We start from the raw sequence: 24,647 nt of genomic DNA, 5'->3' as shown, positions 1-24,647 counted from the left end.
GGCTACCGCGTCGGCAGGGTGCCGGTCTCCACGCGGCCGGCCTGCGGGGGCACGGTGGCGCTGCCGAAGGGGAACTCGCGCAGCTTGCGCCAGACCGCGTCGGGCCCCTGCTCGTACAGCGCGAAGCCGGTGCAGGGCCACTGGGCCTCGTAGTCGGACAGCTCCTCGTGGGCGCGGTCCATCGCCGCCTCGTCGATGCCGTGCGCGACGGTGACGTGCGGGTGGTACGGGAACTGCAGTTCGCGGGGGACCGGGCCGGACGCGTCGCGCACCCGCTTCTGCAACCAGGAGCAGGCCGCCGCGCCCTCGACCACCTGGACGAAGACGACGGGCGAGAGCGGGCGGAAGGTCCCGGTGCCGGACAGCCGCATCGGGAAGGGCCGGCAGCGCGCCGCCACCTCCGCGAGGTGCGCCTCGACCGCGGGCAGCGCGCTGCCGTCGACCTCGGTCGGCGGCAGCAGGGTGACGTGCGTGGGGATGCCGTGAGCAGCGGCGTCGCCGAAGCCCGCGCGCAGCTGCTGGAGCTGGCTGCCGTGAGGCTCCGGGACCGCGATCGACACGCCGATCGTTACGGTCCCCACTTCGTCTCCTGTCGTTGTGTGTCCTTCGGTCGGACACCCGGATATCGACTGTACGGCCACCGCCGTGCCCTGGGCAGGCGCAACCGGAGTGATGTGCAGCGCTACCGCGTCATGCCGGGGCGCACGGGCGGTCGTCCGGCCGGCCGCCCCGGGCGGCGGGGCGGCCGGGGCGGGTCAGTGCTTGGCGGGGAGGAAGCCCACCCGGTCGTACGCCCGGGCGAGGGTCTCCGCGGCGACGGCCCTGGCCTTCTCCGCACCCTTGGCGAGGATCGCGTCGAGCGTCTCCGGGTCGTCCAGGTACTGCTGGGTGCGCTCCCGGAAGGGGGTGACGAACTCCACGACGACGTCGGCGAGGTCCGTCTTCAGCGCGCCGTAGCCCTTGCCCTCGTACTTCTGCTCCAGCTCGGCGATCTCGGCGCCGGTGAGGGTGGAGTAGATCGACAGCAGGTTGCTGACGCCGGGCTTGTGCTCGCGGTCGAAGCGGACGACGGTGTCGGTGTCGGTGACCGCGCTCTTCACCTTCTTCGCGGTGGCCTTCGGCTCGTCGAGGAGGTTGATCAGGCCCTTCGGGGTGGCCGCCGACTTGCTCATCTTGGCGGTCGGGTCCTGGAGGTCGTAGATCTTCGCCGTCTCCTTGAGGATGTAGGCGCTCGGGACGGTGAAGGCGTCGCCGTAGGTCTGGTTGAAGCGGTCCGCGAGGTCGCGGGTTAGCTCCAGGTGCTGGCGCTGGTCCTCGCCCACGGGGACCTGGTCGGCCTGGTAGAGCAGGATGTCGGCGACCATCAGCATGGGGTACGTGAACAGGCCCACGGTGGTGCGGTCGTTGCCCTGCTTGGCGGACTTGTCCTTGAACTGCGTCATCCGGGACGCCTCGCCGAAGCCCGTGATGCAGTTCATCAGCCAGCCGAGCTGGGCGTGCTCGGGGACGTGACTCTGCACGAACAGGGTGCAGCGGTCCGGGTCGAGGCCGGCCGCGAGCAGCTGGGCGGCGGCGACGCGCGTGTTCTGGCGCAGCTCTTCCGGGTCCTGCGGGACCGTGATCGCGTGCAGGTCGACGACCATGTAGAACGCGTCGTGGGTGTCCTGCATGTCGACCCACTGGCGGACGGCGCCGAGGTAGTTGCCGAGGTGGAACGAGCCGGAGGTCGGCTGGATACCGGAGAGCACACGGGGACGTTCAGAGGCCATGAGGCCATTCTCTCAGGCTTCGCGGGCCGGTCGGGCACGGGTTCGGGTACAGGGGGCTCCGATGCGGGCCCGCGGGTGTACCAAGGGTGGGGACGAACGGGAGGGACACGGGTGGGGCGACGGTGGGTGTGTGCGCTGGCGGTGGCCGGGGCGGCGTGGTGGACGGGCACGGCGGGGACCGCGGCAGCGGCGGCCGGGGACGCCGACGAGCCGGACGTGGCGGTGGTCGTGTGGGCGGGAGCCGGGCGCACCGCGTCCTGGCACGCCGGCGAGGGGGACTTCGACCGGCTGCGGAGCCTCCTCGGCCCGGACCGCACGGATACGGAACGGGTCCCGGAGGCCTGGACGGAGGGGCGGCGGCCCCCGGTGCGGTTCACCGTGCTGTGGGGGCTGACCGGGGTCGGGGGATGGCCGCAGACGCAGCGGGCGCCGGGCGGGGACGTGGCCATGCTGCGCCAGGACCAGCTGTTCCTGGCCGAGGACGGCACCCCGTGGGTGCGCACCGACCTGGCGCCGGACGTGACGGACGACGACATCCGCTGGCACCGCGTACCCCGGGACACCTACGAGAGGCTCGCCGGCGAGGGCTTCCTCGCGGCGGACGCGACCGGCGCGGAGGAGGACGGCGGCGAGCGGGACGGGCTGTGGTGGGCCGGGGCCGCCGGGCTCGGGGCGGGCGTGGCGGGGACGCTGCTGGTCCGCCGCGCGGCGGACCGGTACCGTGCCGGACCGCCGCGCGGGGAGCCGCGTCAGGAGCTGATCGACCTGTAGCGCGCGGGCGGGTCAGCCCAGGTCGATCTCGGGGTACAGCGGGAAGCCGGCCACCAGGTCGGTCGCGCGGTGGGAGATCTCGTCGGCGACCTTCGCGTCGAGGACGTGGGAGGCCTTGGACGGGGCGCCGGACTTGGTGGTGCCGGGCTCCGTCGTGGTCAGGACGCGGTCGATGAGGCCCGCGACCTCGTCCATCTCCGCTGTGCCGAGGCCGCGCGTGGTCAGCGCCGGCGTGCCGATGCGGATGCCGGAGGTGTACCAGGCGCCGTTCGGGTCGGCGGGGATGGCGTTGCGGTTGGTGACGATGCCGGAGTCGAGCAGGGCCGCCTCGGCCTGGCGGCCGGTGAGGCCGTAGGAGGACGCCACGTCGATCAGGTTGAGGTGGTTGTCCGTGCCGCCGGTCACCAGGGTGGCGCCGCGGCGGGTCAGGCCCTCGGCGAGCGCGCGGGCGTTGTCGACGATGCGCCGGGCGTAGTCCTGGAACGCGGGCTGCCGGGCCTCGGCGAGGGCGACGGCCTTGGCGGCCATGACGTGCGGGAGCGGGCCGCCGAGGACCATCGGGCAGCCGCGGTCGACCTGGTCCTTGAGGGAGTCGTCGCACAGCACCATGCCGCCGCGCGGGCCGCGCAGGGACTTGTGCGTGGTCGTCGTCACGATCTGGGCGTGCGGGACCGGGTCGAAGTCGCCGGTGAGCACCTTGCCCGCGACCAGGCCGGCGAAGTGCGCCATGTCGACCATGAGGGTCGCGCCGACCTCGTCGGCGATCTCGCGCATGATCCGGAAGTTCACCAGCCGGGGGTACGCGGAGTAGCCCGCGACGATGATCAGCGGCTTGAACTCGCGGGCGGAGGCGCGCAGGGCCTCGTAGTCGATGAGGCCGGTGGCCGGGTCGGTGCCGTAGGAGCGCTGGTCGAACATCTTGCCGGAGATGTTCGGGCGGAAGCCGTGGGTGAGGTGGCCGCCGGCGTCCAGGGACATGCCGAGCATGCGCTGGTTGCCGAAGGCCTGGCGCAGCTCGGCCCAGTCGGCGTCGGTCAGGTCGTTGACCTGGCGGACGCCGGTCTTCTCCAGGAAGGGCACCTCGACGCGGGCGCCGAGGACGGCCCAGAAGGCGACCAGGTTGGCGTCGATGCCGGAGTGCGGCTGGACGTAGGCGTGGCGGGCGCCGAACAGCTCGCGGGCGTGCTCGGCGGCGAGGGACTCGACGGTGTCGACGTTGCGGCAGCCGGCGTAGAAGCGGCGGCCGACGGTGCCCTCGGCGTACTTGTCGCTGAACCAGTTGCCCATCGCCAGGAGCGTGGCCGGGGAGGCGTAGTTCTCGGAGGCGATCAGCTTGAGCATCTCGCGCTGGTCGGCGACCTCCTGACCGATGGCGTCGGCCACCCGGGGCTCGACGGCGCGGATCGCCTGCAGCGCGGCGCGGTAGGCGACGGACTCGGGGGTGAGGTCTGCGGACACGGGGGCCTCCGGACGTTGGAATCAGCGTTCAGGTCGGCCCAGGCGCTCGGCACTTGTCGTTCGGGCCGCTTCCCGATGGTTCGTCCCATCCTTGCGCGCCAGTCACGGCCCGGGGCCAGGCTACCGGAAAGCGTCTGCGGGGTCGCTGTCCGTCGCGGAGTGCGGCTTCGTCCGGCTGGTCGCGCAGTTCCCCGCGCCTCTTGAAGGCCCCTGCGGGGCCGATCAAGGGGAGTCAGAGGATCACGTGGGGCAGGAAGCGGGCGTACTCGTCCGTGATCAGGCCGCTCGACTCCCTGATGCCCAGGCCCGCCGACTCGTCCTCGACCACCCAGGCGCCCAGGACGACGCGGTTGCCGTCGAAGTCGGGGAGGGGGGCCAGTGCCTGGTAGCAGCAGGGCTCGGGGCGGGGGGCCGGGTCGGTGCCGGGCTGGTGGATCGTGACGCCGGCGCCCTCGCGGCCCAGGAGGGGCTTGGCGACCCAGCCGGTGGTGGTGGCGAGGTCGCGCGGGCCGTCGAGGTGGGCGGGGAGCAGGTTGGGGTGGCCGGGGTACAGCTCCCAGAGGATGGCGAGCAGCGCCTTGTTGCTGAGCAGCATCTTCCAGGCGGGCTCGATCCACAGGGTGGTGCCGGTGCCGCCGCCGTTGTCGAGGGTGTCCAGGACGTGGCCGGCGAAGCGGTCGGTGGTGAGCCACTCCCAGGGGTAGAGCTTGAAGAGGCTGCGGATGAAGCGCAGCCTGTTGTCGACGAAGCGTCCGGAGAGGCGGTCCCAGCCGATCTCCTCCATGGAGATCCAGTCGGTCTCCAGGCCGGCCTGTTCGGCGGTCTCCTTGAGGTAGGCGACCGTCATCAGGTCCTCGCCGAGCTCGTCGTCCGAGGAGTGCGCGAAGTACAGGGGGTTGCCGGGCGGCAGCAGCCCGGCCTGCTTCTTCCAGGCGTCGACGAGACGTTCGTGGAGGCTGTTCCACTGGTCGGCGCCCGGGAAGCGGTCCTCCATCCAGAACCACTGCGGGGACGCCGCCTCGACCAGCGAGGTCGGCGTGTCGGCGTTGTACTCCAGGAGCTTGGCGGGACCGGTGCCGTCGTAGCGCAGGTCGAAGCGGGCGTAGACGGAGGGGAGTTCGGCGCGGCGGTGCCAGGCCTCGGTGACGGCGCGCACGACGCGCGGGTCGGTGATGCCGAGGTCGGCGAAGCGGTCCTCGGCGACGATGTGCCCGGCGGCCGCCAGGCACATGCGGTGGAGTTCCTCGACGACCTCCTCCAGCGCCTCCACCTCGGGCAGGGAGAAGACGTAGTAGGCGCTCTCGTCCCAGTAGGGGCGCAGGGAGTCGTCGGGGTAGCGGGTCAGGGGGTAGATCAGCCCCTGTTCCTCGACGGTCCGCTGCCAGCCGGGGCGGGGTTCGGTGGTGCGGCGTTCCATGGCCGTGCTCAGCCGCCGCCGCTGCCGGAGCCCGAGCAGCCGAAGCCGCCCCGGTCGACGGCCTCGGACCGGCTGAAGGTGCCGGAGTCGGCCCGGCCGTTGCTGACGTCGCCGTCGTAGTACCAGTCGGCGTCGCCCACGGACCTCGACGCGCCCTTCTTCTTGCCGCCCTTGCCGTAGGAGCTGCCGGACGAGCCCGACTTGCAGTTCTTGTCGGCGACGACCTTGTAGCCGTTCAGGTAGTCGTAGCTGTCGCGGTCCACGCAGCGGCGGTCGGGGTCCGACCCGCACGCGCTCAGGGCCGCCGCGAGCACTCCCATGCCGCCGAGCACCACGGTGCTCGACCGCAGCCGTCGCCGGGTCTCCGCCATGTCCGTCTCTCCCCGTTGTCCGTGCGGTTGTACGGCGGTTGGGCCGGTCGAGTGTACGGCCCCCGCCGCGGACGGACTTTACGGCAGCGCGCGGCACAGGGCGTCCAGCGCCCCCGCCCAGGCGTGGTCGGGCGGGGTGCCGTAGCCGACGACCAGGGCGTCCCGCGGCGGGAGGGCGGCTTCGGGGTGCCGGAACATGGACAGGCCGTGCACCGCGAGCCCGTGCCAGGCGGCGGCACGGACGGTCTGCCGCTCGGTGCCGGGCGGCAGTTCGAGGACGGCGTGGAGTCCGGCGGCGATGCCGCTGACACGGACCCCGGGGGCCCGTTCGGCGAGTGCGGCCACCAGGGCGTCGCGGCGGCGCCGGTAGCGCAGGCGGGCGGAGCGGACGTGGCGGTCGTAGTCGCCGGAGGACAGGAACGCGGCGAGGGTCAGCTGGTCGAGGACGCCGGGGGCGCGGCCCGCCATGGCGTCCATGGCCTCCTCGACGAGCGCGGGCGGCAGCACCATCCAGCCCAGCCGCAGGGCGGGGGCCAGGGACTTGCTGGCGGTGCCCAGGTAGACGACGCGGTCGGGGTCCAGGCCCTGGAGGGCGCCGACGGGCTGGCGGTCGTAGCGGAACTCGCCGTCGTAGTCGTCCTCCAGGACCAGGCCGCCGGTGCGCCGGGCCCACTCGATCAGGGCGGTCCGGCGCTCGGGGAGCAGGGGGAGACCGAGGGGGAACTGGTGCGAGGGGGTCAGCAGGACGGCGTCCGCGGCGGCCCGGTCCTCGGGTGAGCCGTCGGGCGGGAGGGTGCCGCGGTCGTCGAAGGGCAGCGGGGGCGTGGCGCAGCCCGCGTTCTCGAGGAGCCGGCGGTGGTGGGGCAGGCCGTAGGACTCGACGGCGACGGTGTCACCGCCCCGGCGGCGCAGCAGTTCGGCGAGGACGCCGAGGCCGCCGAGGAAGCCGGCGCACACCACGATCCGGTCGGGGTCGGCGTGCACGCCCCGGGCGCGGGACAGGTATCCGGCGAGGGCGGTGCGCAGCTCCACGCGGCCGCGCAGGTCGCCGTAGCCGAGGGCCTGGTCGGGGGCGGCGGCCAGGGCGCGGCGGGCGGCCCGGAGCCAGTGGGTGCGGGGGAAGGAGGCCAGTTCGGGCGTGCCCGGGACGAGGTCGTAGGCCGGGCGGGTGCGCTCGCGCGGGTGGGGTGCCCGGCGCCGCTCGGGGGTGGCGGGGGTGCGGTCGGCGACCCGGGTGCCGGAGCCCTGGCGGGCGGCGAGCCAGCCCTCGGCGATCAGGTCGGCGTAGACCTCGGCGACGGTGTTGCGGGCCACGCCCAGGTCGGCGGCGAGCGAGCGGGTGGAGGGCAGCCGGGTGCCGGGCGCCAGCCGGCCGCCGCGGACGGCCTCGCGCAGTGCTTCGGTGAGTCCCCGGCGCAGGCCGGGGCCCGACCGGTCCAGATGCAGGTCGACGCCGAAAGTGGCCCATGATTCCACCATGGGAATGGACCATACCCTTGGGCTGCATCGCTTCTAGGGTCGGTGCCATGACCACGAACACGACGACCGAAGAGAACACGGTCCCCGAGCCCTTCGCCGCCGAGCACGCGCCCCGCCTGGAGTGGGCCAAGCACGCACCCGAGGTCTGGAAGGCGATGCTGCGCCTGGAGAAGGCCGCCGCGCAGGGCCTCGACCCGAAGGTGCGGGAGCTGGTGAAGATCCGCGCCTCCCAGCTGAACCACTGTGCCTTCTGCCTGGACATGCACACCAAGGACGCGCTGGCGGCCGGCGAGAGCGTGGAGCGGATCGTGCAGCTCGCGGCCTGGGAGGAGTCGCGGCACTTCTACACGGAGCGGGAGCTGGCGGCGATCGAACTCACCGAGGCCGTCACCGTGCTGACCGACGGTTTCGTGCCGGACGCGGTGTACGAGCGGGCCGCCGCCCACTTCGACGAGGCCGGGCTGGCGCAGCTGATCGCCGCGATCACGGTGATCAACGCCTGGAACCGCTTCGGGGTGGCCTGCCGGCTGACGCCGGGCCACTACACGCCGGGGCAGTACGCGTGACTCCACGCACGACCCGCCTGGACGCCGGCGTCCGCTCCGCACTGCGGGCGGTGGGCGCCGCCGCCAAACGGGGCCTGGCCGACCCGGATCTGGCCGAGCTGGTGCAGATCCGGGCCTCGCAGCTCAACCACTGCGCCTTCTGCCTGGACATGCACCTCGGCGTGGCGCGCGAGCAGGGCGTGAGCGAGGGCCGGCTGGACCTGCTGGCCGCCTGGGAGGAGGCCGGGGAGGTCTTCGACGCGCGGGAGCGGGCCGCGCTGGCGCTGACCGAGGCGGTGACGGTGCTGACGGAGGGCTTCGTGCCCGACGCGGTGTACGAGGAGGCCGCCCGGCACTTCGACGCCGACGGGCTGGCCCACCTGCTGGCGCTGATCGCGGCGATCAACGGCTGGAACCGGCTGATGGTCGCGCGGCGGATCCCGGCGGGGAGCGCGACGTGGTGACGGCGGGGGCCGGGCGGTTCCGCGCGCTGCACCACGGCCGGCCCCCCGAGGAGCCCCTGGTCCTGCCCGGTCCGTGGGACGCGGCGAGCGCCCGGGTGTTCGCGCAGGCCGGGTTCCCGGCGCTCGCGACGCCGAGCGCCGGGGTCGCCGCCTCGCTCGGGTACGCGGACGGGGCGACCCCGGCCGACGAGATGTTCGCGGCGGTCGCGCGGATCGCCCGGGCCGTGGACGTACCCGTGTCGGCGGACGTCGAGGACGGCTACGGGCTGGCTCCGAAGGAGCTGGTGGAGCGGCTCCTGGAGGCGGGCGCGGTCGGCTGCAACGTGGAGGACTCCGCGGACGGGGTGCTCAAGGACCCGGCGGAGCACGCCGAGTGGCTGGCCGAGGTGCGCCGGGAGGCGGGCGACCGGCTCTTCCTGAACGCCCGGATCGACACGTTCGTCCGGGGCGTCGACGATCCGGGGGCGACGATCGAGCGGGCCGCCGCGTACGTCGCCGCGGGCGCCGACTGCGTGTACCCGATCGCCGCGCCCGTCGCCGTGCTGCCGTTGCTGCGGTCCGGCATCCAGGGGCCGGTGAACGTGCTCGCCCGCCCCGGCCAGGGCCCCTCGCCCGCGGAACTCGGCGGACTCGGGGCCACCCGGGTCACGTTCGGACCGGGTCTCCAGCGGCACGCGGAGGACGCGGCGCGGGAGCTGGCGCGACGGCTCGCGGACCGGCGCACGGAGTGAGGGTCAGGGCAACCACTTCTTCCAGACGGACTTGTGGCTGTCCACCCACTTCTCCGCCGCGACCTGGGGCCGCATCTTCTTCTCGGCGATCATCAGGGAGACCTGGTTCTGGTCCTCGGTGGTCCACCTGAAGTTCTTCAGGAACCGGGCCGCGTCGCCGCCCTTCTTCTCGAAGTCGGCGTTGAGGTACTTCTGCAGCGGCGTGACCGGGTAGGCGCAGTCGACCTTCTCGGGGTCGGCGTCGCAGCCCTCCTCGTACGGCGGCAGCTTCACCTCGGTCATCGGCACCTTCTCCATCAGCCACTGGGGTGTGTACCAGTAGCTCAGGAAGGGCTTCTTCTCCTTGGCGAACTGCTGCATCTGGGTGATCTGGGCTGCCTCGGAGCCGGCGAAGACGACCTGGTAGTCCAGGTCGAGGTTCTTCACCAGCGCCTTGTCGTTGGTGACGTAGGACGGGGAGCCGTCCATGAGCTGGCCCTTGCCGCCGCTCTCCGCGGTGCGCAGCAGGTCGGCGTACTTGTTCAGGTTCTTCCAGTTCGTGACGTCCGGGTGCTTCTTCGCGAAGTACGTCGGGACGAACCAGCCGATGTGCCCGGTGACGCCGAGGTCGCCGCCGGCGGCGATGGTCTTCTTGTCCTGGACGTAGCGCTGTTCCTGCTCGGGGTGGCCCCAGTCCTCCAGGATGGCGTCGACGCGGCCCTGGCTGAGCGCGTCCCAGGCGGGGACCTCGTCGACCTGGACGGTGTCGACGCGGTAGCCCAGCTCGTGCTCCAGCAGGTACTGGGCGACGGCCACGTTGGCCTGGGCGCCGACCCAGGACTGCACGGACAGGGTGACGGTCCGCGCGCCCTGGGCGTTGGCGAACGGGGACGCCTGCTTGGTCATGTCGGCGGCGCCGCAGCCGGTGAGCAGCATCAGCGCGGCCACGCCCGCGATCGCGGAGGTCGTGCGCAGTCGCATGTCAGGCTCCCTTCCTGGTCGTACGGCGTTCGGTGGGCTGGGTGACCCGGTCGAGCATCAGGCCGAGGCAGACGATCGCGGCGCCCGCGACCAGGCCGGTCGCCAGGTCGCCCTGGGCGAGGCCGAAGACGACCTGGTAGCCGAGGGCGCCACCGCCGACCAGGCCGCCGATGATGACGACGGCGAGGACCAGGACGACGCCCTGGTTGACGGCGAGCAGCAGGGCCGGGCGGGCCAGCGGGAGCTGGACCTGGCGGAGCTGCTGGCCGCTGGTGGCGCCCAGCGAGCGGGCCGACTCCAGGGCGGCCGGGTCGACCTGGCGCAGCCCCTGGGCGGTGATGCGGACGACGGCCGGGAGGGCGTAGACGACGGCCGCGGCCACGGCGGGCGCGCGGCCCACGCCGAACAGGGCGACGACCGGGATCAGGTACACGAACTGCGGCATCGTCTGGAAGACGTCGAGCACGGGCCGCAGCAGGCGTTCGAAGCGGTCGCTGCGGGCGGCGGCGACACCGGTGGCGAAGCCGACGACCAGGGTCACGGCGACGGCGGCGAGCACCTGCGAGAGCGTGTCGAGGGACGGGTCCCACACGCCGAGCACACCGATCGCGGCCATGGCGAGGACGGCGGTGAGCGCGGTGCGCCAGGTGCCGATCAGCCACGCGAGGGCGGCGACTGTCAGGAGTACGGACCACCAGGGCAGCCACTGGAGGCCGTCCCGCAGCGGGTTGAGGACCCAGCTGGTGAAGTGCGCGGCCCAGTCGGCGGTGCCGCCGACGACGGGGACGCCGGAGTACAGGTGGGCGGTCATCCAGTCGACGGCCCGGTTGACGGGCTCGGCGATGTTCACCTTCCACCCGTCGGGCCAGTCGAGGAAGCCGGCCAGTCGCCCGGCGAGCGCGACGGCCGCGGCGACGACCAGCGCGTACAGCCAGGTCACCGGGGACTTCCCGGACTCGCCGAGCCGCTCCCCCGCCGCGCCGGTCACGCGGTCCAGGACGACGGCGAGCAGCACGATCGGGATGCCGGCCGCGAGGGCGGCACCGACGTCGACCGAGGCGAGCGCCTGGTAGACGCGGTCGCCGAGGCCGCCGGCGCCGATGACGGACGCGATGACGGCCATGGACAGCGCCATCATGATCGTCTGGTTGACGCCGAGCAGGAGTTCCCTGCGGGCCAGCGGGATGCGCGCGGTGAGCAGCCGCTGGCGCGCGGTGGTGCCGAGGGACTCGACGGCCTCCAGCACCTCCTTGTCGGCGCCGCGCAGGCCGAGGGCGGTGAGCCGGGCCATGGGCGGGGCGGCGTAGACGACGGTGGCCAGGACGGCGGCGGGAACGCCGATGCCGAAGACCAGGACGACGGGCAGAAGGTAGGCGAAGGCGGGCAGCACCTGCATGGTGTCGAGCACCGGGCGCAGCACGCGGTCCATCCGGCCGGACAGGCCCGCGGCCAGGCCCAGCAGGGCGCCGACGGCCACCGAGGCGAGGACGGCCACGACCATGAGCGCGAGGGTCTGCATGGTCGGCACCCACATGCCGAGCAGGCCGCAGGCCAGGAACGCGGCGGCGGTGCCCGCGGCGAGCTTCACGCCGGCCACCCGCCAGGCGACCAGGGCGCCGATCGCGGTGACCCCGGCCCAGCCGACGGCGAGGAGGGCGAGGTACACGGCGCGGACGGCGAGGACGACGACGTTGCTGACGTGGCCGAGGAAGTAGAGGAACAGCGGGTGGCTGTCGCGGTTGTCGATGATCCAGTCGCTGGCCTTGCCGAGCGGTTCCGAGACGTCGACGGTGAGGGCGGTGGGCCAGGCGGCGCCGGGCCACTGCGTGATCGCCAGGGGCACGAGGATCGCCGCCGCGAGGGCCAGGACGAGGAGCTTGCGGACGGCTCTGTTGGTGAGGATGCCCGGCGGGGCGGGCTTTCGGGCCGTGGCCGTGATCGTTGCCATCAGACCGGCTCCTCGGTGGTGGGCTCGGCGGGGGTGGTCGGCTTGCGGCGCGTGGCCGGTGCCCCTGCGCCCACCCGTGCCGCCCCGGAGGCACGACTGCCCGCAGGGGCGGCACCGTCCGCCGCGGCGGGCGCGTCGGTCGTGCCCGCCACCACCGACAGGAGGTCGGTCGCGTCGACCACGCCAAGGCAGCGGCCTTCGTCCATGACACGGGCCGGGGAGCCTGCCCGGGCCACGGCCTCGATGGCCTCCGAGACCGTGGCTCCCGGGCGGATCGCGGGGCCGGTGCCCGCCTCGTCGGCGGAGGCGGCGGGTCGCATCGCCGTGCGCACGGTGAGGACCTGCTCGCGCGGGACGTCGCGGACGAACTCGCGGACGTAGTCGTCGGCGGGCGCGCCGACGATCTCCTCAGGGGTGCCGAGCTGCACCACGCGGCCGTCGCGCATCAGGGCGATGCGGTCGCCGAGTTTGAGGGCTTCCTGGAGGTCGTGGGTGATGAAGACCATCGTGCGGCCCTCCTCGCGGTGCAGCCGGACGACCTCCTCCTGCATGTCCCGCCGGATCAGCGGGTCGAGCGCGCTGAACGGCTCGTCGAAGAGCAGGACCTCGGGGTCGACGGCGAGGGCGCGGGCGAGGCCGACGCGCTGGCGCTGGCCGCCGGAGAGCTGGCCGGGGCGGCGGTGCTCCAGCCCGTCGAGACCGACCTTGGCGACGAGGGCGGCGGCGCGCTCGCGGCGCTCGGCGCGGCCCATGCCCTGGACCTCCAGGCCGTAGGCCACGTTGTCCAGGACGGTGCGGTGCGGGAGCAGGCCGAAGTGCTGGAAGACCATCGCGGCGCGGTGCCGGCGCAGTGCGCGCAGCCGGGACCTGTCCATCGCCCGGACGTCCTCGCCGTCGATGGCGATGGATCCGGCCGTCGGCTCGATGAGGCGGGTCAGGCAGCGTACGAGGGTGGACTTGCCGGAGCCGGACAGGCCCATGACGACGAAGACCTCGCCCTTGCGCACGTCGAAGGAGACGTCGGCGACGGCGGCGGTGCAGCCGGTGCGGGAGCGCAGCTCGGCCGGGCTCAGGGCGGTGAGGTCCGGGTCGGCGGGGACGCGGGCGGCCTTGGGGCCGAAGACCTTCCACAGGCCGTCGACGGAGAAGACCGGCGGGCGCTCGGCCACGGTGTCGGTGGCGGCGGCGGTGTCCTTGGCGGTGGTGCTCATCGGGCGTCACCACCGATCATCTCGACGGCACGCTCCCCGACCATGAGGACGCCGATCATCGGGTTCACGGCGGGCATGGTCGGGAAGACGGAGGCGTCGGCGATGCGCAGGCCCGAGAGGCCGCGTACGCGCAACTCGGGGTCCACCACGGCCTGTTCGTCGGTGGCGGCGCCCATGCGGCAGGTGCCCGCCGGGTGGTAGACGGTGTGGGCGACCTTGCGGGCGTACTCGCTCAGCTCGTCGTCTCCGGTCACCTCCGGGCCCGGGCAGACCTCGCGCTTGAGCCAGCCGGCCAGCGGCTCGGTCTGGGCGACCTCCCGGGCGATGCGGATGCCGTCGACGAGGGTGCGGCCGTCGTAGTCGTCCTCGTCGGTGAAGTAGCGGAAGTCCAGGGCGGGCTTCGCGGCCGGGTCGGCGCTGGTCAGGTAGAGGCGGCCGCGGGACTTGGGCTTGGGGATGTTCGGGGTCATGGAGACGCCGAACTCCGGGCGCTCGTAGCCCAGTCGCTCCGGGTTGTCCGTGAAGGGGATCTGGTAGAAGTGGAACATCAGGTCGGGGCCCGCGTGTTCGGGGTCCCGGCGCACGAACAGACCGGCGTCGGAGTCCATCGCGGAGTTGTCCGGGATGGGGCCGTTCGTCTCCCACACGATCACCGACTCCGGGTGGTCGAGCAGGTTCTCGCCGACGCCGGGCAGGTCGAGCACCACGGGTATGCCGAGGGCCTCCAGCTGGTCCTTCGGGCCGATGCCGGAATGCAGCAGCAGACGCGGGGAGTCGACGGCCCCGGCACTGAGGACGACCTCGTTCCTGGCCTTGACCAGGATCTCCTCGCCGTCCTTGGTGCGGACGTGGACGCCTTCGGCGCGGGTGCCGTCCAGCTCCAGCCGGTACGCCCAGGTCTCCAGCATGAGCGTCAGGTTGGGACGCTCGTCCATCACCGGGTGAAGGTACGCCACCGACGCCGACGAGCGCTTGTTGTTCTCCGGGTGGTAGGCGAGGTCGAAGAAGCCGACGCCCTCGGTGAACGGCTTCTTGTTGAAGCCCTCGACCCGGGGGACCTCCAGCGTCTTCTGCGCGGAGTCGACGAAGTCGCGGGCGATGGCGTTCCGGTCCTTCTCGTCGACCGGGACGATGTTGTTCTTCAGCCGGGCGAAGTACGCCTCCATCTGTACAGCGCCCCATCCCTCGGCGCCGGCCGCCTCCCACTCGTCCCAGTCGGACGGCAGCGGCTTGAAGGCGATGAGGGTGTTGTGCGAGGAGCAGCCGCCGAGGACGCGGGCGCGGCTGTGCCGGATGTGCGAATTGCCGCGCGGCTGCTCGGTGGTCGGGTAGTCGTAGTCCAGCTCGCCGCCGAGCAGGCCCATCCAGCGGCGCAGGGTCAGCACGTCGTCGCGGCCGACGTCACTGGGGCCGCCCTCGATGACGGCGACGGTGACGTCCGGGTTCTCGGTGAGACGGGAGGCGATCACGGAGCCTGCCGTACCGCCGCCGATGACGACGTAGTCGTAGACGTGAGTGGTTTCTGGCATGGGGGTACTCCAGTGGGGCGAGCGGATGGTGCGGGGACGTACGGAGACGGGAGTGGTCAGCCGGTGAACCAGCGGACGGGCTTGGGCGCGAGGTTCTGGTAGACGTGCTTGCTCTCGCGGTACTCGGCGAGGCCGGCGGGGCCGAGTTCGCGGCCGACGCCGCTCTTGCCGAAGCCGCCCCACTCCGCCTGCGGCAGGTAGGGGTGGAAGTCGTTGATCCACACGGTGCCGTGCCGCAGCCGGCCCGCGACCCGGCGGGCCCGTCCCGCGTCGGCGGTCCAGACGGCACCGGCCAGACCGTACTCGGTGTCGTTGGCGAGGGCTACGGCCTCGTCCTCGGTGCGGAAGGTCTCGACGGTGAGGACGGGGCCGAAGACCTCCTCGCGCACGACCCGCATCCCGCGGTGGCAGTGGTCGAGGACGGTCGGTTCGTAGAAGTAGCCGGACTCGGGCCGCTCGGGCGAGGGCTCGGGACGCTTGCCGCCGCAGCGCAGTTCGGCGCCCTCGGCCAGGGCGGAGGCGACGTAGTCCTCGGTCCTGGCGCGCTGCTGCTCGGAGACGAGCGGCCCGCACTCGACGCCGTCCTCGGTGCCGCGACCGAGGCGGATCCTGGTGGCCCGGCGGGCGAGTTCGGCGACGAAGCGCTCGCGGACCGACTCCTCGACGATGAGGCGCCCGCCGGCCGAGCAGACCTGGCCGCTGTGGATGAAGGCGGCGTTGAGGGCCTGGTCGACGGCGGTGTCGAAGCCCTCCTCGGTCTCGCAGGCGTCGGCGAAGACGACGTTGGGGTTCTTGCCGCCGAGTTCGAGGGCGACCTTCTTGACGGTGACGGCGGCGGCCTGGGCGACCTTGGTGCCGCTGACCAGACCGCCGGTGAAGGACACCAGGTCGACGTCGGGGTGCTCGGCGAGCCGGGCGCCGACGGTGTGTCCGGGGCCGGTGACGATGTTCGCGACGCCGGTGGGGAGGCCGGCCTCAAAAAGCAGGTCGATCAGGGCGACCGTGGTGAGCGGGGTGATCTCGCTGGGCTTGATCACGAAGGTGTTGCCCGCGGCGAGCGCGGGGGCGATCTTCCAGCTGGCCTGGAGCAGCGGGTAGTTCCAGGGCGTGATCATGGCGCAGACGCCGACCGGCTCGTGCACGACGACGCTGTGGATGTCGGGCGAGCCCGCGTCGACGACCCGGCCGGGGGCCTCCCCGGCGACCAGGTCGGCGAAGTAGCGGAAGGCGTCGGCGACGCAGTCGATGTCGACGCGGCCCTCCTCGACGGTCTTGCCCGCGTCGCGGCTCTCCAGCAGGCCGAGCCGCTCGCGGTCGCGCACGAGGAGGTCGGCGACGCGGCGCAGCAGGGCGGCGCGCTCGGCGACCGGGGTGTGCGGCCAGTCGCCGGCGTCGAAGGCGCGGCGGGCGGCGGCCACCGCGAGGTCGGTGTCCTTCTCGTCGCCCTCCGCGACCACGGCGAACGGCAGGGCGTCCGCGGGGTCGAGGATCTCGCGCGTGGCGCCGGAGGACGCCGCGAGCCATTCGCCTCCCGCGTGGATGGTCCGGTGCGCCCGCTCCGCCGGGGTGGGTGTGCTGTTCGCCATGGCCGGTGTTGCCTTCCGTTCCTGATCGATCCCCCTGTGTCACCCGCACGTCACTCTCGGGGACCGTGAGCCCCTGCCCCGCCGCCCTGTTTGCATGCCGAATCACCGGTCGAAAGTGTGGTGCATCACGGAGAAAAGGGGCGGGCGGGGCATAACGGGGCACGGAAACGGGCACGGGCCCCGTCCCGGTCGTGCGACCGGAACGGGGCCCGTGCGGGGCTGTGGGGGCCGGGCTCAGATGAGGCCGAGACCGCGGACCGCCTCGCGCTCCTCCGACAGCTCCTTGACGGAGGCGTCGATGCGGGCGCGGGAGAAGTCGTTGATCTCCAGACCCTGGACGATCTCGTACTTCCCGTCCTTGGTGGTGACGGGGAAGGAGGAGATGATGCCCTCCGGCACGCCGTAGGAGCCGTCCGACGGGATGCCCATGGAGGTCCAGTCGCCCTCGGCGGTGCCGTTGACCCAGGTGTACACGTGGTCGATGGCGGCGTTGGCGGCGGAGGCGGCCGAGGAGGCGCCGCGGGCCTCGATGATGGCGGCGCCGCGCTTGGCGACGGTCGGGATGAACTCGTCGGCCAGCCACTTCTCGTCGTTGACGGTCTCGGCGGCGTTCTTGCCGGCGACGGTGGCGTGGAAGATGTCCGGGTACTGGGTGGCGGAGTGGTTGCCCCAGATGGTCAGGCGCTTGATGTCGGCGACCGTCGAGCCCGTCTTCTTCGCGAGCTGGGTCAGCGCGCGGTTGTGGTCCAGGCGCGTCATCGCCGTGAAGCGCTCGGCCGGTACGTCCGGGGCGGCGGCCTGGGCGATCAGGGCGTTGGTGTTGGCCGGGTTGCCGACCACGAGGACCTTGATGTCGTCCGCGGCGTGGTCGTTGATGGCCTTGCCCTGCGGCTTGAAGATGCCGCCGTTGGCCTCGAGGAGGTCGCCGCGCTCCATGCCCTTGGTGCGGGGGCGGGCGCCGACGAGGAGGGCGACGTTGGCGCCGTCGAAGGCGACGTTCGGGTCGTCGGTGATCTCGATGCCCTGGAGGAGCGGGAACGCGCAGTCGTCCAGCTCCATCGCGGTGCCCTCGGCGGCCTTGAGCGCCGGAGTGATCTCCAGGAGGCGCAGCTTGACCGGCACGTCCGCGCCGAGCAGCTGGCCGGAGGCGATGCGGAAGAGCAGGGCGTAACCGATCTGGCCGGCCGCGCCGGTGACGGTGACGTTCACGGGAGTGCGGGTCATGGCGTTCTCCGTATGACAGCTGGCGGTGGGGCGTCCCTGCCCCGGGCGTTTGATCGATCTCTTGGTATCAAGAGATCGATCCAGCGGTCAGGCTATCGCGCCCGCGGTGTCCGGCACGTCCGGGTCGGTGTGGCCCGTCCCACAGGACGACGGCGGGCTCATCCGTTCGCCGGGAACGGAGGCACACGAAAGAGGCGGCCGCCTGTCCGGGAGAGGGGGGACTGAGGCGACCGCCGCTCGGGGATACCGTTGCCGGACTCCCGTGGGGGTACCTTTCGCGTGCCCGGGAGGACGCGGGGCATGCCTGTCGCGACGGATTTTCTTCGCCGGCCCGCCCGGCGCCTGCCGCGGGGCCCCGCTCTGCGGCTGCCGTACGGCGTCTGCTCCGCGCCTGCCGCGGGCCCGCGCGCCGCTACCGCGTGCAGCCCTCCGTGCCCGATGCCAGCGTCGCGCACGCGGTGGCGTCGGCGACGGACTTCACGGCGACCATCGTGGTGTACGCGGCGGTGTCGCCCGCGGTGCCGACCGTCGCCCGCTGCTCGTTCGCGCCACCGGCGCTCACCTTGACCTCGTCGCCCTGCGCGGCCTGGGTGACGCGGGCCCACGCGGCTCCGCAGACCTTGCTGTAGCGGACCTCGACGGCGGCCGTGCCGACGACGGCGGACGCGCCGGTGGTCACCAGGTCGCCACCGCAGCCCATCTGCTCCGGGTCCTTGCCGGTGCAGGCGTCGCCGCTGCACTTCACGCCCGGGGGCAGCTGCGCCTCGCTGGTCACGGTGGGCGACGGGGAGGGTGCGGCGCCCTCGTTCTTCCGGTCGTCTCCGCCCTTCAGGAAGAAGAAGGCGCCCGCGGCCACGACGAGCACGCCGACGACTCCCGCGACGAGCGCCGTCGTCCGCTTGCTGCCGCCGCCCGGGGACCGCCGGGGCGGACGCGGACGGCCGCCGTGCGGGGGCTCGCCGTACGCGGGTTCCCGGTAGGCGGGCGCACCGTGCGAGGGCCCGCCGTACGAAGCTCCGCCGTACGCGGGTCCGTCGTACGTGCCCGCGGGGCCGGTGACCGGGCCCGAGGGTCCGTCGTACGTGCCCGCGGGGCCGGTGGCCGGGCCGGGGCCGTGCGGCTCGGCGCGGCCGGCCGGTTGGGCCGACTCCCCGGTGCCGGTCCGGGGCCGGGAGCGGGCCGCGCGGTTGCCGGTCGGCGCGGGCCCCCGGTATCCGGCGAGCCCCCACGAGTTGCCCTCGGTCGCTCCGCCGGGGGACGGCGAGGAGGAGGCCCCGGGTGCGTCGTCCCGGACCGGGCCGAGGGCCGAGTCGGGGCTGTCGGCGGCCGTCGGCTGTGCCGGGACGGCCGGCGGCAGCGTGGGCGACGCACCGGCCGGTCCGGCGGCCCCGGACCCGGCCGACGCGCCGCCGCCGTGACGGCCGGGCCGGCTTCCCCTGCCGTTCTTTGCGCCGCCGCCCGGCTCGGCCGCGGAGCCGCCCGACGGGGCCGCGGACGTGCCCGGTTCGCCGAGCGCGGCCCGCGCCTGCGAGATCCGGATGGCTTCCATGGTCATGTCGTGGCGCATCTCCGAACGGCTCCAGGCACGTTCGGCCAGCTCCCACAGGGTGGTCAGGTGGACCGGGTTGGTCTCCGTCACCTCGGCCAGGGCCACGACGGCACCCTTGGGCGCCAGCAGCCGGCCGTTCAGATACCGCTCCCAGGACGTCTTGCTGTAGCCCGTGGCGTCGGCCACCGACGCGACGCTGAGCTCGCTGCGGTCCACGAGCCGACGCAGCTGACCGGTGAACTCCGCGATCTGCGGATCGAGTTCATCCGGCAAGGCCTTCCAACGAGGCACTGCTTCCCCCTCTTCCCCCGGTGACGTGCTGGTCGTTCCCCCGCTGGTCACCGCGCGGCGTCCGGCGCACGATGCCTGGTTCTGGCTACCCACCGGGATGCGCCCGCCCGGGATCTCGGTTCCCGGGGTGGGGGCGCACAGGAGCACAGAGGCCCAGGCGGTGCACAGTCGCACGCCCGCGGACCCGTGGTCCAGTGTCCCACCGGAGCCGCCGCGTCCGAACGGAACCCCCGGCACCGGGTCCGCGTAGCCGAGTAGCGGAACGGTCACTTCCGTGCCACAGCGCCCTGACAGCCGTTGAACAGGGCGTTCCGCATGCAGGAGGGTTGATCCCGGCGACGGCCCGTCCTCCCACGGGGGTGGGGACGGGCCGTCGCGCCGGGGACCTTCCGGGTCCGGTCAGATCTTCCGGGTCCGGTCAGATCTTCCGGATCCGTCTAGCTGACCGTGAAGTGCAGGGTGTCCTTGAGGAACGGGATCTCCAGCACCGGTTTCGGCTGCGCCATCAGCGCCAGCAGGGCGATGGAGAGACCGAGGACGGCGTACGTCGTGATGTCCGTGAAGCGGGAGCGCACGGCGAGCATGCCGACGTCGGGCACCATCCAGCGCAGCACCGCACCGCCCAGGAGCGCGACGCCGATCAGCACCGTCCCCCAGCGGAACACGTCCAGCGCGGTCAGCAGCAGGCCGAGTCCGACCAGCAGCACCACCACGAGCACCGGCCACTGCCGGGCGGGCGCCGGGGCGTCGCGGGCCGCGGCCCGGCCACCGCCCTCGGGGCGGGCGGTGTCGCGGGTGAAGAGCGGGAACCGGCGCGTGACACGGCGGGGGCGTCCCGTGGCGTCGGGCGCGCTGACGGGATCGCGGACGGTGATGTCCTCGGGGTGCTCCGTGCGACGTCCCTCCGAGTCCCCTGAGGCGCTCGTGTCCCTTGAGTCCTTCGGGTGTCCTGGAGCCCCGTCGGCCTCATGAGCCTTCGATTCCTCCGGAGCGTCCGAAGCCGTCGGGGCGTCCGAAACCTTCGAGGCGTCCGAGTCCTTCGGGGCGTCCGAATCCTTCGAGCGGCCCGGGGTCCCCGAGGCGTCCGGGGTCCCCGTGCTGTCCGGGGCCCGCGTGCCGGCCGGTCGCGCGGCGTTGGTCTCCTCAGCCGGCACTGCGCTCCGCCGCCTCCACCACGTTGACGAGCAGCTGGGCCCGGGTCATGGGGCCGACACCGCCGGGGTTCGGGGAGATCCAGGCGGCCACCTCGGCCACGCCGGGGTGGACGTCGCCCATGATCTTGCCCTCGGCATTGCGGGAGACGCCGACGTCGAGGACGGCGGCGCCCGGCTTCACGTCCTCGGGGCGGACCAGGTGCGGGGAGCCGGCGGCGGCGATGACGATGTCCGCCCGCTTGAGGTGGGCGGCGAGGTCGCGGGTGCCGGTGTGGCACTGGGTGACGGTGGCGTTCTCGCTGCGCCGGGTGAGCAGCAGCGGCATCGGGCGGCCGATGGTGACACCGCGGCCGACGACCACGACCTCGGCGCCCTTGATCTCGACGCCGTAGCGGCGCAGCAGGGTGAGGATGCCGTTGGGGGTGCAGGGCAGCGGCGCCGGCTCGTTCAGCACGAGGCGGCCCAGGTTCATCGGGTGCAGGCCGTCCGCGTCCTTGTCCGGATCCATCAGTTCGAGGATGCGGTTCTCGTCGATGCCCCGGGGCAGCGGCAGCTGGACGATGTAGCCGGTGCAGGCCGGGTCCTCGTTCAACTCGCGGACGACCGCCTCGATCTCCTCCTGCGTCGCCGTGGCCGGCAGTTCGCGCTGGATGGAGGCGATGCCGACCTGCGCGCAGTCACGGTGCTTGCCGGCGACGTACTTCTGGCTGCCTGGATCGTCGCCGACCAGGACGGTGCCGAGGCCGGGGGTGACACCCCTCTCCTTCAGCGCCGCCACGCGGGCGGTCAGTTCGGACTTGATCGCGGCTGCGGTGGCCTTGCCATCGAGAATCTGGGCGGTCATACCCCCATCCTCGCGGATGACCGGCCCCCGGTTCCAATCAGGTCGCCATGCGGGCGGCGCCCCGGGACCTTCCGGACGCCGTGGGACACGTCCGGTCCTGTCCGCTCATGACCGGCGGTGTTGCACTTGCACAACGCATCGCGGGCGGGCTGGACAAGTAAGAGTTCGGTCAAGAACGATTGGACGGCACAGTGCCGCGGGGCCGTACCGGGGGGACGAACCGCTTACGAACAAGCTCCTCCGCGTCGGGCCGCGCGTCGTCCCCGCACCTGACAGCGACGGAGGAAGACCCGCCATGAGTTTCGGCGATCCGAACAACCCCTACGGCCAGCCCCAGGGCGGCCAGCAGCCGAACTACGGCTACCCCCAGCAGCCCCAGGGCCAGCCCGGCTACGGGTACCCGCAGGCGCCTCCGGTGCAGCAGCCGTACGGCGGTTACGGGCCGGGCCCGACGGAGATGCCGGGCATCACGCGCGCGGCGCAGATCATGCTCGCCGTGATCGCCGCCGCCCACCTGATAGTCGCCGCGGTCTACGCCTACAACCTGTCCCAGTGGGACGAGGTGATGCTGGAAGCCGGTGTCACCGGGGACTCGGAAGCGGAACGATTCGCCGACCTGGGCAAGGGCATCGTCGTCTTCTTCCTCGCGCTGGCCGCCGTCTACGCGATCCTGGGTCTCGTGCTCGTGTTGCAGTACGCGAAGGGCGGCAACGCGGTCCGGGTCTGCTCGATCGTCTACGGCTCCCTCGCGATCGTCACCGGCATCTTCACCCTGGCCGTCTACGGTCTCGGCCTGCTGATCATGATCGTGTCGATCCTGCTGATCGTGTTCGCGGCCAAGCGCGCCACCGCGGAGTGGTTCAGGCGGCCGCGCTACTGAACGGCCGTCCGGCACGGCACAGTTCTCGCCAATCACGTCACAGGGCCGTGTCTCACCCGTACGAGGGGGGCACGGCCCCGGTGCGTCGCCCTAGTCTGAGCCGGTAGCCGTCAGGCACGGGGAGACGCACCTTGTACAGCATCATCGTGGTACCTCCGCCGACCACGGGGGACGAGGACAGCAGCACCCAGTTCCGGCTCGCGCCCGGCGAACGGCTCGTCTTCGGACGGTCCGTGCCCGAGGGCGGCCTGCTGATCGGGCACGACGGGGTGTCCCGCAGAGCCGGTGAGATCGCGGCCCACGGCACCTTCTGGACGGTGAGCAACCTCTCCGCCCACCAGACCTACGTGGTGGAGAACCCGGAGGGGGCCGGCGAGCACATCAAGGTGGCTCCGGGCCGGCTCGACGCCCCGGTGCCGTTCGAGTTCTCGCGGATCGTGCTGCCCGCCGCCGGCGACCTGCTGCCCGTCGAGGTGTGGGCGCCGCGCCACGACTACCTGCGCGGCGAGGACGGCACCGACGGCGAGCCGACCGCGCCGGCCTTCTCCGTCGACCGCACCAAGCGGTACTTCGCGGTGCTGGCCGCGTTGTGCGAGCCGCGGCTGCGCGGGGCGCCGCACGCGCCGCTGCCGACCACGGACCAGGTCGTCGAGCGGCTCCGCCCGGCCTGGCCGGCCGCCTCCCGTACGTCGGTGCAGTGGAACATCGACTACCTCGCCGTGAAGCTGCGGCTCAAGCCCGGCCCGGAGACCGCCGAGCCGGGTCCCCGGCTGAACGGCAAGAAGGAGTCTCTGGTCTCGCTCGCGCTCCGGTTCGACCTGGTCCGCGAGGACGACCTGGTGGTCCTCGCGGCGCCGTCCGGACAGGCGCTGCGGTGACCGAGTCGTACGCCGTCCCGGTGCCCAGGGGGTACCGGGTGGGCGTGTGGGAGGTGCGCGAGCCGCTCGCGACCGGTGCCTTCGGCAGCGTGTACGCCGCCCGCCGCGTCGGCGCCGCCACCGACGGGACGCGTGCCGACGGGGGCCTGCCGGAGACGGCCGCGTTGAAGTTCCTGCCCACCGGCACCGGCACCCCGCGCCGGCTGTCGCACCTGCGGGACCTGGTCGAGCGGGAGGTGGGACTGCTGCGCCGGCTGCGGCGGCCCCGGCTGATCCGGATGTACGAGACCCTCACCGTCGACGACCCGGGTCACCCCCGGCTCGACGGCGCCACCGTCCTCGTCCTGGAGCGGGCCGAGGGCTCACTGTCCGTCCTGCTCACGGCCGCGCCCCGGCCGCCCGCCGGGCCCGCGCTGCTCGCGCAGGTCTGCGAGGGCCTGCACCAGCTGCACCGGGCGGGCTGGGTGCACGGCGACCTGAAACCGGCCAACGTGCTGCTGATGGCGGACGGTTCGGTGCGGCTGGCCGACTTCAACATGGCCGCCGAGCTGGAGGGCACCCACGCCTACACGCCCGCCTTCTCCACCCCGGACTACACGCCGCCCGAGCTGCTGTGGTCGGAGATCGGCGAACGGGGCCGCCGCATCCGTCCCTCCACCGACATCTGGGCCTTCGGCGTGCTGGCCCACCTGGTGCTCACCGGGTCGTTCCCGCTGCCCGGCGGCACCCCGGCCGCCCGTCGCGACGCCGCTGTCGCGTACGCCCGCGGCACCCAGGAGCTGCGGCTGTCCCCCGAACTGCCGCCGCCCTGGCGGGAGATCGTGCGGGCCTGTCTGACCCGTACGCACGCCGACCGGATCGGCACCGACGCCCTGCTGCGCCGGGTCACGGCCGCGTCCGGGGGTGCGAGCGGCCCCGCGAGGTTCTCGCTCCGGTCCCGCGCGCGCCCCCGGCGCAGGGCCCTGGCCGCCGGGTCCGTGGGGCTCGTCGCCCTCGCCGCCCTGGTCCTCGGCGTGCTCCGCTGGTCCGACGGCGGCCGCGCGCCCGCCGCGGCTCCGGGCACCGGCACCGCCGCGAGCGTCGCCGCCGCCTCCTACGGCGCGGCCGAACTGCGCACCGACCGGGACGTGCCGCCCGCCTACCGTCTGCTGATCGTGGAGACGGCACACGACTGCGACCGCGAGGAGGTCAGCCCGGCCCTGCTCGCGGCCATACTCAAGGTCGAGAGCGACTTCGACCCGGACCTGGCCGACCCGGCCAGGGACGAGTACGGCATCGCCCGCTGGACCCCGAGTGTGCTGCGCTGGTGGATGAACGAGGACGGCACGCCCGGCGAGACCGTCCCGGAGCCCCCGTTCCCGCCGGCCGAGTCCATCCCGGCGATGGGCCGCTACCTGTGCTGGATCGCACCCCGCCTCGGCGCCGGCCTGACGGGCGACCGCAGCGTGCTGGTCGCGGTCGCCTACCGGACGTCGTACCGGAAGGTGAACGACGCGGGCGGAGTTCCCCCGAAGTACCGCGACTACGCCGACCGCGTCGCTCACCACCTCAAGGAGTACACGCCTCCCGGCGGTACGTGACCCTGGGA

Annotated in this window: 22 protein-coding genes and 1 riboswitch; of the genes, 7 read left to right on the top strand and 15 right to left on the bottom strand. The window is 73.2% G+C overall.

Features of this window, described 5'->3' with window-relative positions:
* Positions 1-2: 2 nt before the first annotated feature.
* Positions 3-581, bottom strand: coding sequence for a 2'-5' RNA ligase family protein (locus ACIBCJ_RS26970; RefSeq protein ID WP_362103560.1), 579 nt, complete (start codon positions 579-581; stop codon positions 3-5).
* Positions 582-755: 174 nt separating this feature from the next.
* Positions 756-1,769, bottom strand: a complete 1,014-nt coding sequence (trpS, locus tag ACIBCJ_RS26965) for a tryptophan--tRNA ligase (protein WP_133887781.1) — start codon at positions 1,767-1,769, stop codon at positions 756-758.
* A 111-nt stretch (positions 1,770-1,880) separates the two neighbouring features.
* Here trpS and ACIBCJ_RS26960 point away from each other — a divergent pair, with 111 nt between their 5' ends.
* Positions 1,881-2,540 (top strand): hypothetical protein, encoded by a 660-nt coding sequence (locus ACIBCJ_RS26960; RefSeq protein WP_399283462.1) that lies wholly within the window; start codon positions 1,881-1,883, stop codon positions 2,538-2,540.
* A 12-nt stretch (positions 2,541-2,552) separates the two neighbouring features.
* On the opposite strand, the gene ACIBCJ_RS26955 is transcribed toward ACIBCJ_RS26960, so the two are convergent.
* The 4 genes from ACIBCJ_RS26955 to ACIBCJ_RS26940 all read right to left on the bottom strand — a co-directional run bounded on the left by ACIBCJ_RS26955 (position 2,553) and on the right by ACIBCJ_RS26940 (position 7,265).
* Positions 2,553-3,998 carry a glycine hydroxymethyltransferase gene (locus tag ACIBCJ_RS26955; protein WP_362103559.1) on the bottom strand — a complete coding sequence of 482 codons (1,446 nt, stop codon included), beginning with the start codon at positions 3,996-3,998 and terminating at the stop codon, positions 2,553-2,555.
* 29 nt (positions 3,999-4,027) lie between these two features.
* Positions 4,028-4,114, bottom strand: a riboswitch (ZMP/ZTP riboswitch).
* A 116-nt stretch (positions 4,115-4,230) separates the two neighbouring features.
* Positions 4,231-5,415: a glutathionylspermidine synthase family protein gene (locus ACIBCJ_RS26950; RefSeq protein WP_365980473.1), complete on the bottom strand. Its 1,185-nt coding sequence runs from the start codon at positions 5,413-5,415 to the stop codon at positions 4,231-4,233.
* Between the two features lie 8 nt (positions 5,416-5,423).
* On the bottom strand, positions 5,424-5,786 hold the full coding sequence (locus tag ACIBCJ_RS26945) for a hypothetical protein (RefSeq protein WP_362103557.1): 363 nt from the start codon (positions 5,784-5,786) through the stop codon (positions 5,424-5,426).
* A 78-nt stretch (positions 5,787-5,864) separates the two neighbouring features.
* A complete protein-coding gene (locus tag ACIBCJ_RS26940) occupies positions 5,865-7,265 on the bottom strand; it encodes a PLP-dependent aminotransferase family protein (RefSeq protein ID WP_365980472.1) in 1,401 nt (466 codons plus the stop codon).
* Between the two features lie 47 nt (positions 7,266-7,312).
* On the opposite strand from ACIBCJ_RS26940, the gene ACIBCJ_RS26935 reads away from it, so the two are divergent.
* The 3 genes from ACIBCJ_RS26935 to ACIBCJ_RS26925 are packed head-to-tail and all read left to right on the top strand — an operon-like array spanning position 7,313 to position 9,005.
* Positions 7,313-7,831: a carboxymuconolactone decarboxylase family protein gene (locus tag ACIBCJ_RS26935; protein ID WP_362103555.1), complete on the top strand. Its 519-nt coding sequence runs from the start codon at positions 7,313-7,315 to the stop codon at positions 7,829-7,831.
* Positions 7,828-8,274: a carboxymuconolactone decarboxylase family protein gene (locus ACIBCJ_RS26930; protein ID WP_365980471.1), complete on the top strand. Its 447-nt coding sequence runs from the start codon at positions 7,828-7,830 to the stop codon at positions 8,272-8,274. The genes ACIBCJ_RS26935 and ACIBCJ_RS26930 overlap by 4 nt, the downstream gene beginning before the upstream one ends.
* Positions 8,268-9,005 carry an isocitrate lyase/phosphoenolpyruvate mutase family protein gene (locus tag ACIBCJ_RS26925; RefSeq protein WP_362103553.1) on the top strand — a complete coding sequence of 246 codons (738 nt, stop codon included), beginning with the start codon at positions 8,268-8,270 and terminating at the stop codon, positions 9,003-9,005. Before ACIBCJ_RS26930 ends, ACIBCJ_RS26925 begins: the two co-directional genes overlap by 7 nt.
* A gap of 3 nt (positions 9,006-9,008) precedes the next feature.
* On the opposite strand, the gene ACIBCJ_RS26920 is transcribed toward ACIBCJ_RS26925, so the two are convergent.
* From ACIBCJ_RS26920 to ACIBCJ_RS26880, 9 genes are all read right to left on the bottom strand, one after another.
* Positions 9,009-9,965, bottom strand: coding sequence for an ABC transporter substrate-binding protein (locus tag ACIBCJ_RS26920; protein ID WP_365980470.1), 957 nt, complete (start codon positions 9,963-9,965; stop codon positions 9,009-9,011).
* A gap of 1 nt (position 9,966) precedes the next feature.
* Entirely contained in the window at positions 9,967-11,913 is a 1,947-nt protein-coding gene (locus ACIBCJ_RS26915) for an ABC transporter permease subunit (protein ID WP_365980469.1), read from the bottom strand.
* Positions 11,913-13,124, bottom strand: coding sequence for a glycine betaine/L-proline ABC transporter ATP-binding protein (locus ACIBCJ_RS26910; protein ID WP_365980468.1), 1,212 nt, complete (start codon positions 13,122-13,124; stop codon positions 11,913-11,915). The genes ACIBCJ_RS26915 and ACIBCJ_RS26910 overlap by 1 nt, the downstream gene beginning before the upstream one ends.
* Positions 13,121-14,653 (bottom strand): GMC oxidoreductase, encoded by a 1,533-nt coding sequence (locus tag ACIBCJ_RS26905; RefSeq protein WP_365980467.1) that lies wholly within the window; start codon positions 14,651-14,653, stop codon positions 13,121-13,123. Before ACIBCJ_RS26905 ends, ACIBCJ_RS26910 begins: the two co-directional genes overlap by 4 nt.
* A 56-nt stretch (positions 14,654-14,709) precedes the next feature.
* Positions 14,710-16,239, bottom strand: coding sequence for an aldehyde dehydrogenase family protein (locus ACIBCJ_RS26900; protein WP_365980466.1), 1,530 nt, complete (start codon positions 16,237-16,239; stop codon positions 14,710-14,712).
* Between the two features lie 234 nt (positions 16,240-16,473).
* Positions 16,474-17,463 (bottom strand): malate dehydrogenase, encoded by a 990-nt coding sequence (locus ACIBCJ_RS26895; RefSeq protein ID WP_362103547.1) that lies wholly within the window; start codon positions 17,461-17,463, stop codon positions 16,474-16,476.
* A 412-nt stretch (positions 17,464-17,875) separates the two neighbouring features.
* Positions 17,876-19,285, bottom strand: a complete 1,410-nt coding sequence (locus tag ACIBCJ_RS26890; protein ID WP_365980465.1) for a DUF2690 domain-containing protein — start codon at positions 19,283-19,285, stop codon at positions 17,876-17,878.
* A gap of 455 nt (positions 19,286-19,740) precedes the next feature.
* Positions 19,741-20,457, bottom strand: coding sequence for a DUF3017 domain-containing protein (locus ACIBCJ_RS26885; RefSeq protein WP_365980464.1), 717 nt, complete (start codon positions 20,455-20,457; stop codon positions 19,741-19,743).
* Positions 20,447-21,301, bottom strand: coding sequence for a bifunctional methylenetetrahydrofolate dehydrogenase/methenyltetrahydrofolate cyclohydrolase (locus ACIBCJ_RS26880; protein ID WP_003974148.1), 855 nt, complete (start codon positions 21,299-21,301; stop codon positions 20,447-20,449). The genes ACIBCJ_RS26885 and ACIBCJ_RS26880 overlap by 11 nt, the downstream gene beginning before the upstream one ends.
* 295 nt (positions 21,302-21,596) lie before the next feature.
* Between ACIBCJ_RS26880 and ACIBCJ_RS26875 the strand changes: the two genes are divergently transcribed.
* The 3 genes from ACIBCJ_RS26875 to ACIBCJ_RS26865 all read left to right on the top strand — a co-directional run bounded on the left by ACIBCJ_RS26875 (position 21,597) and on the right by ACIBCJ_RS26865 (position 24,639).
* Positions 21,597-22,181 carry a proline-rich domain-containing protein gene (locus tag ACIBCJ_RS26875; protein WP_362103544.1) on the top strand — a complete coding sequence of 195 codons (585 nt, stop codon included), beginning with the start codon at positions 21,597-21,599 and terminating at the stop codon, positions 22,179-22,181.
* Positions 22,182-22,312: 131 nt separating this feature from the next.
* Positions 22,313-23,059: an FHA domain-containing protein gene (locus ACIBCJ_RS26870; protein ID WP_362103543.1), complete on the top strand. Its 747-nt coding sequence runs from the start codon at positions 22,313-22,315 to the stop codon at positions 23,057-23,059.
* On the top strand, positions 23,056-24,639 hold the full coding sequence (locus ACIBCJ_RS26865) for a protein kinase (protein WP_365980463.1): 1,584 nt from the start codon (positions 23,056-23,058) through the stop codon (positions 24,637-24,639). Before ACIBCJ_RS26870 ends, ACIBCJ_RS26865 begins: the two co-directional genes overlap by 4 nt.
* Positions 24,640-24,647 lie beyond the last annotated feature (8 nt).

Origin of the sequence: Streptomyces sp. NPDC051136 (assembly GCF_044455745.1) — a bacterium.
Classification (GTDB): Bacteria; Actinomycetota; Actinomycetes; order Streptomycetales; family Streptomycetaceae; genus Streptomyces.
Note: the sequence above shows the minus strand (reverse complement) of the source record. Positions and strands in the feature narration are given on the sequence as shown.

Coding starts and splice junctions, on each gene's coding strand:
- ACIBCJ_RS26900 (WP_365980466.1), bottom strand. CDS start 16,239: ATGGCGAACAGCACACCCACCCCGGCGGAGCGGGCGCACCGGACCATC.
- ACIBCJ_RS26905 (WP_365980467.1), bottom strand. CDS start 14,653: ATGCCAGAAACCACTCACGTCTACGACTACGTCGTCATCGGCGGCGGT.
- ACIBCJ_RS26915 (WP_365980469.1), bottom strand. CDS start 11,913: ATGGCAACGATCACGGCCACGGCCCGAAAGCCCGCCCCGCCGGGCATC.
- ACIBCJ_RS26945 (WP_362103557.1), bottom strand. CDS start 5,786: ATGGCGGAGACCCGGCGACGGCTGCGGTCGAGCACCGTGGTGCTCGGC.
- ACIBCJ_RS26910 (WP_365980468.1), bottom strand. CDS start 13,124: ATGAGCACCACCGCCAAGGACACCGCCGCCGCCACCGACACCGTGGCC.
- ACIBCJ_RS26940 (WP_365980472.1), bottom strand. CDS start 7,265: ATGGTGGAATCATGGGCCACTTTCGGCGTCGACCTGCATCTGGACCGG.
- ACIBCJ_RS26895 (WP_362103547.1), bottom strand. CDS start 17,463: ATGACCCGCACTCCCGTGAACGTCACCGTCACCGGCGCGGCCGGCCAG.
- ACIBCJ_RS26920 (WP_365980470.1), bottom strand. CDS start 9,965: ATGCGACTGCGCACGACCTCCGCGATCGCGGGCGTGGCCGCGCTGATG.
- ACIBCJ_RS26875 (WP_362103544.1), top strand. CDS start 21,597: ATGAGTTTCGGCGATCCGAACAACCCCTACGGCCAGCCCCAGGGCGGC.
- trpS (WP_133887781.1), bottom strand. CDS start 1,769: ATGGCCTCTGAACGTCCCCGTGTGCTCTCCGGTATCCAGCCGACCTCC.
- ACIBCJ_RS26950 (WP_365980473.1), bottom strand. CDS start 5,415: ATGGAACGCCGCACCACCGAACCCCGCCCCGGCTGGCAGCGGACCGTC.
- ACIBCJ_RS26880 (WP_003974148.1), bottom strand. CDS start 21,301: ATGACCGCCCAGATTCTCGATGGCAAGGCCACCGCAGCCGCGATCAAG.
- ACIBCJ_RS26935 (WP_362103555.1), top strand. CDS start 7,313: ATGACCACGAACACGACGACCGAAGAGAACACGGTCCCCGAGCCCTTC.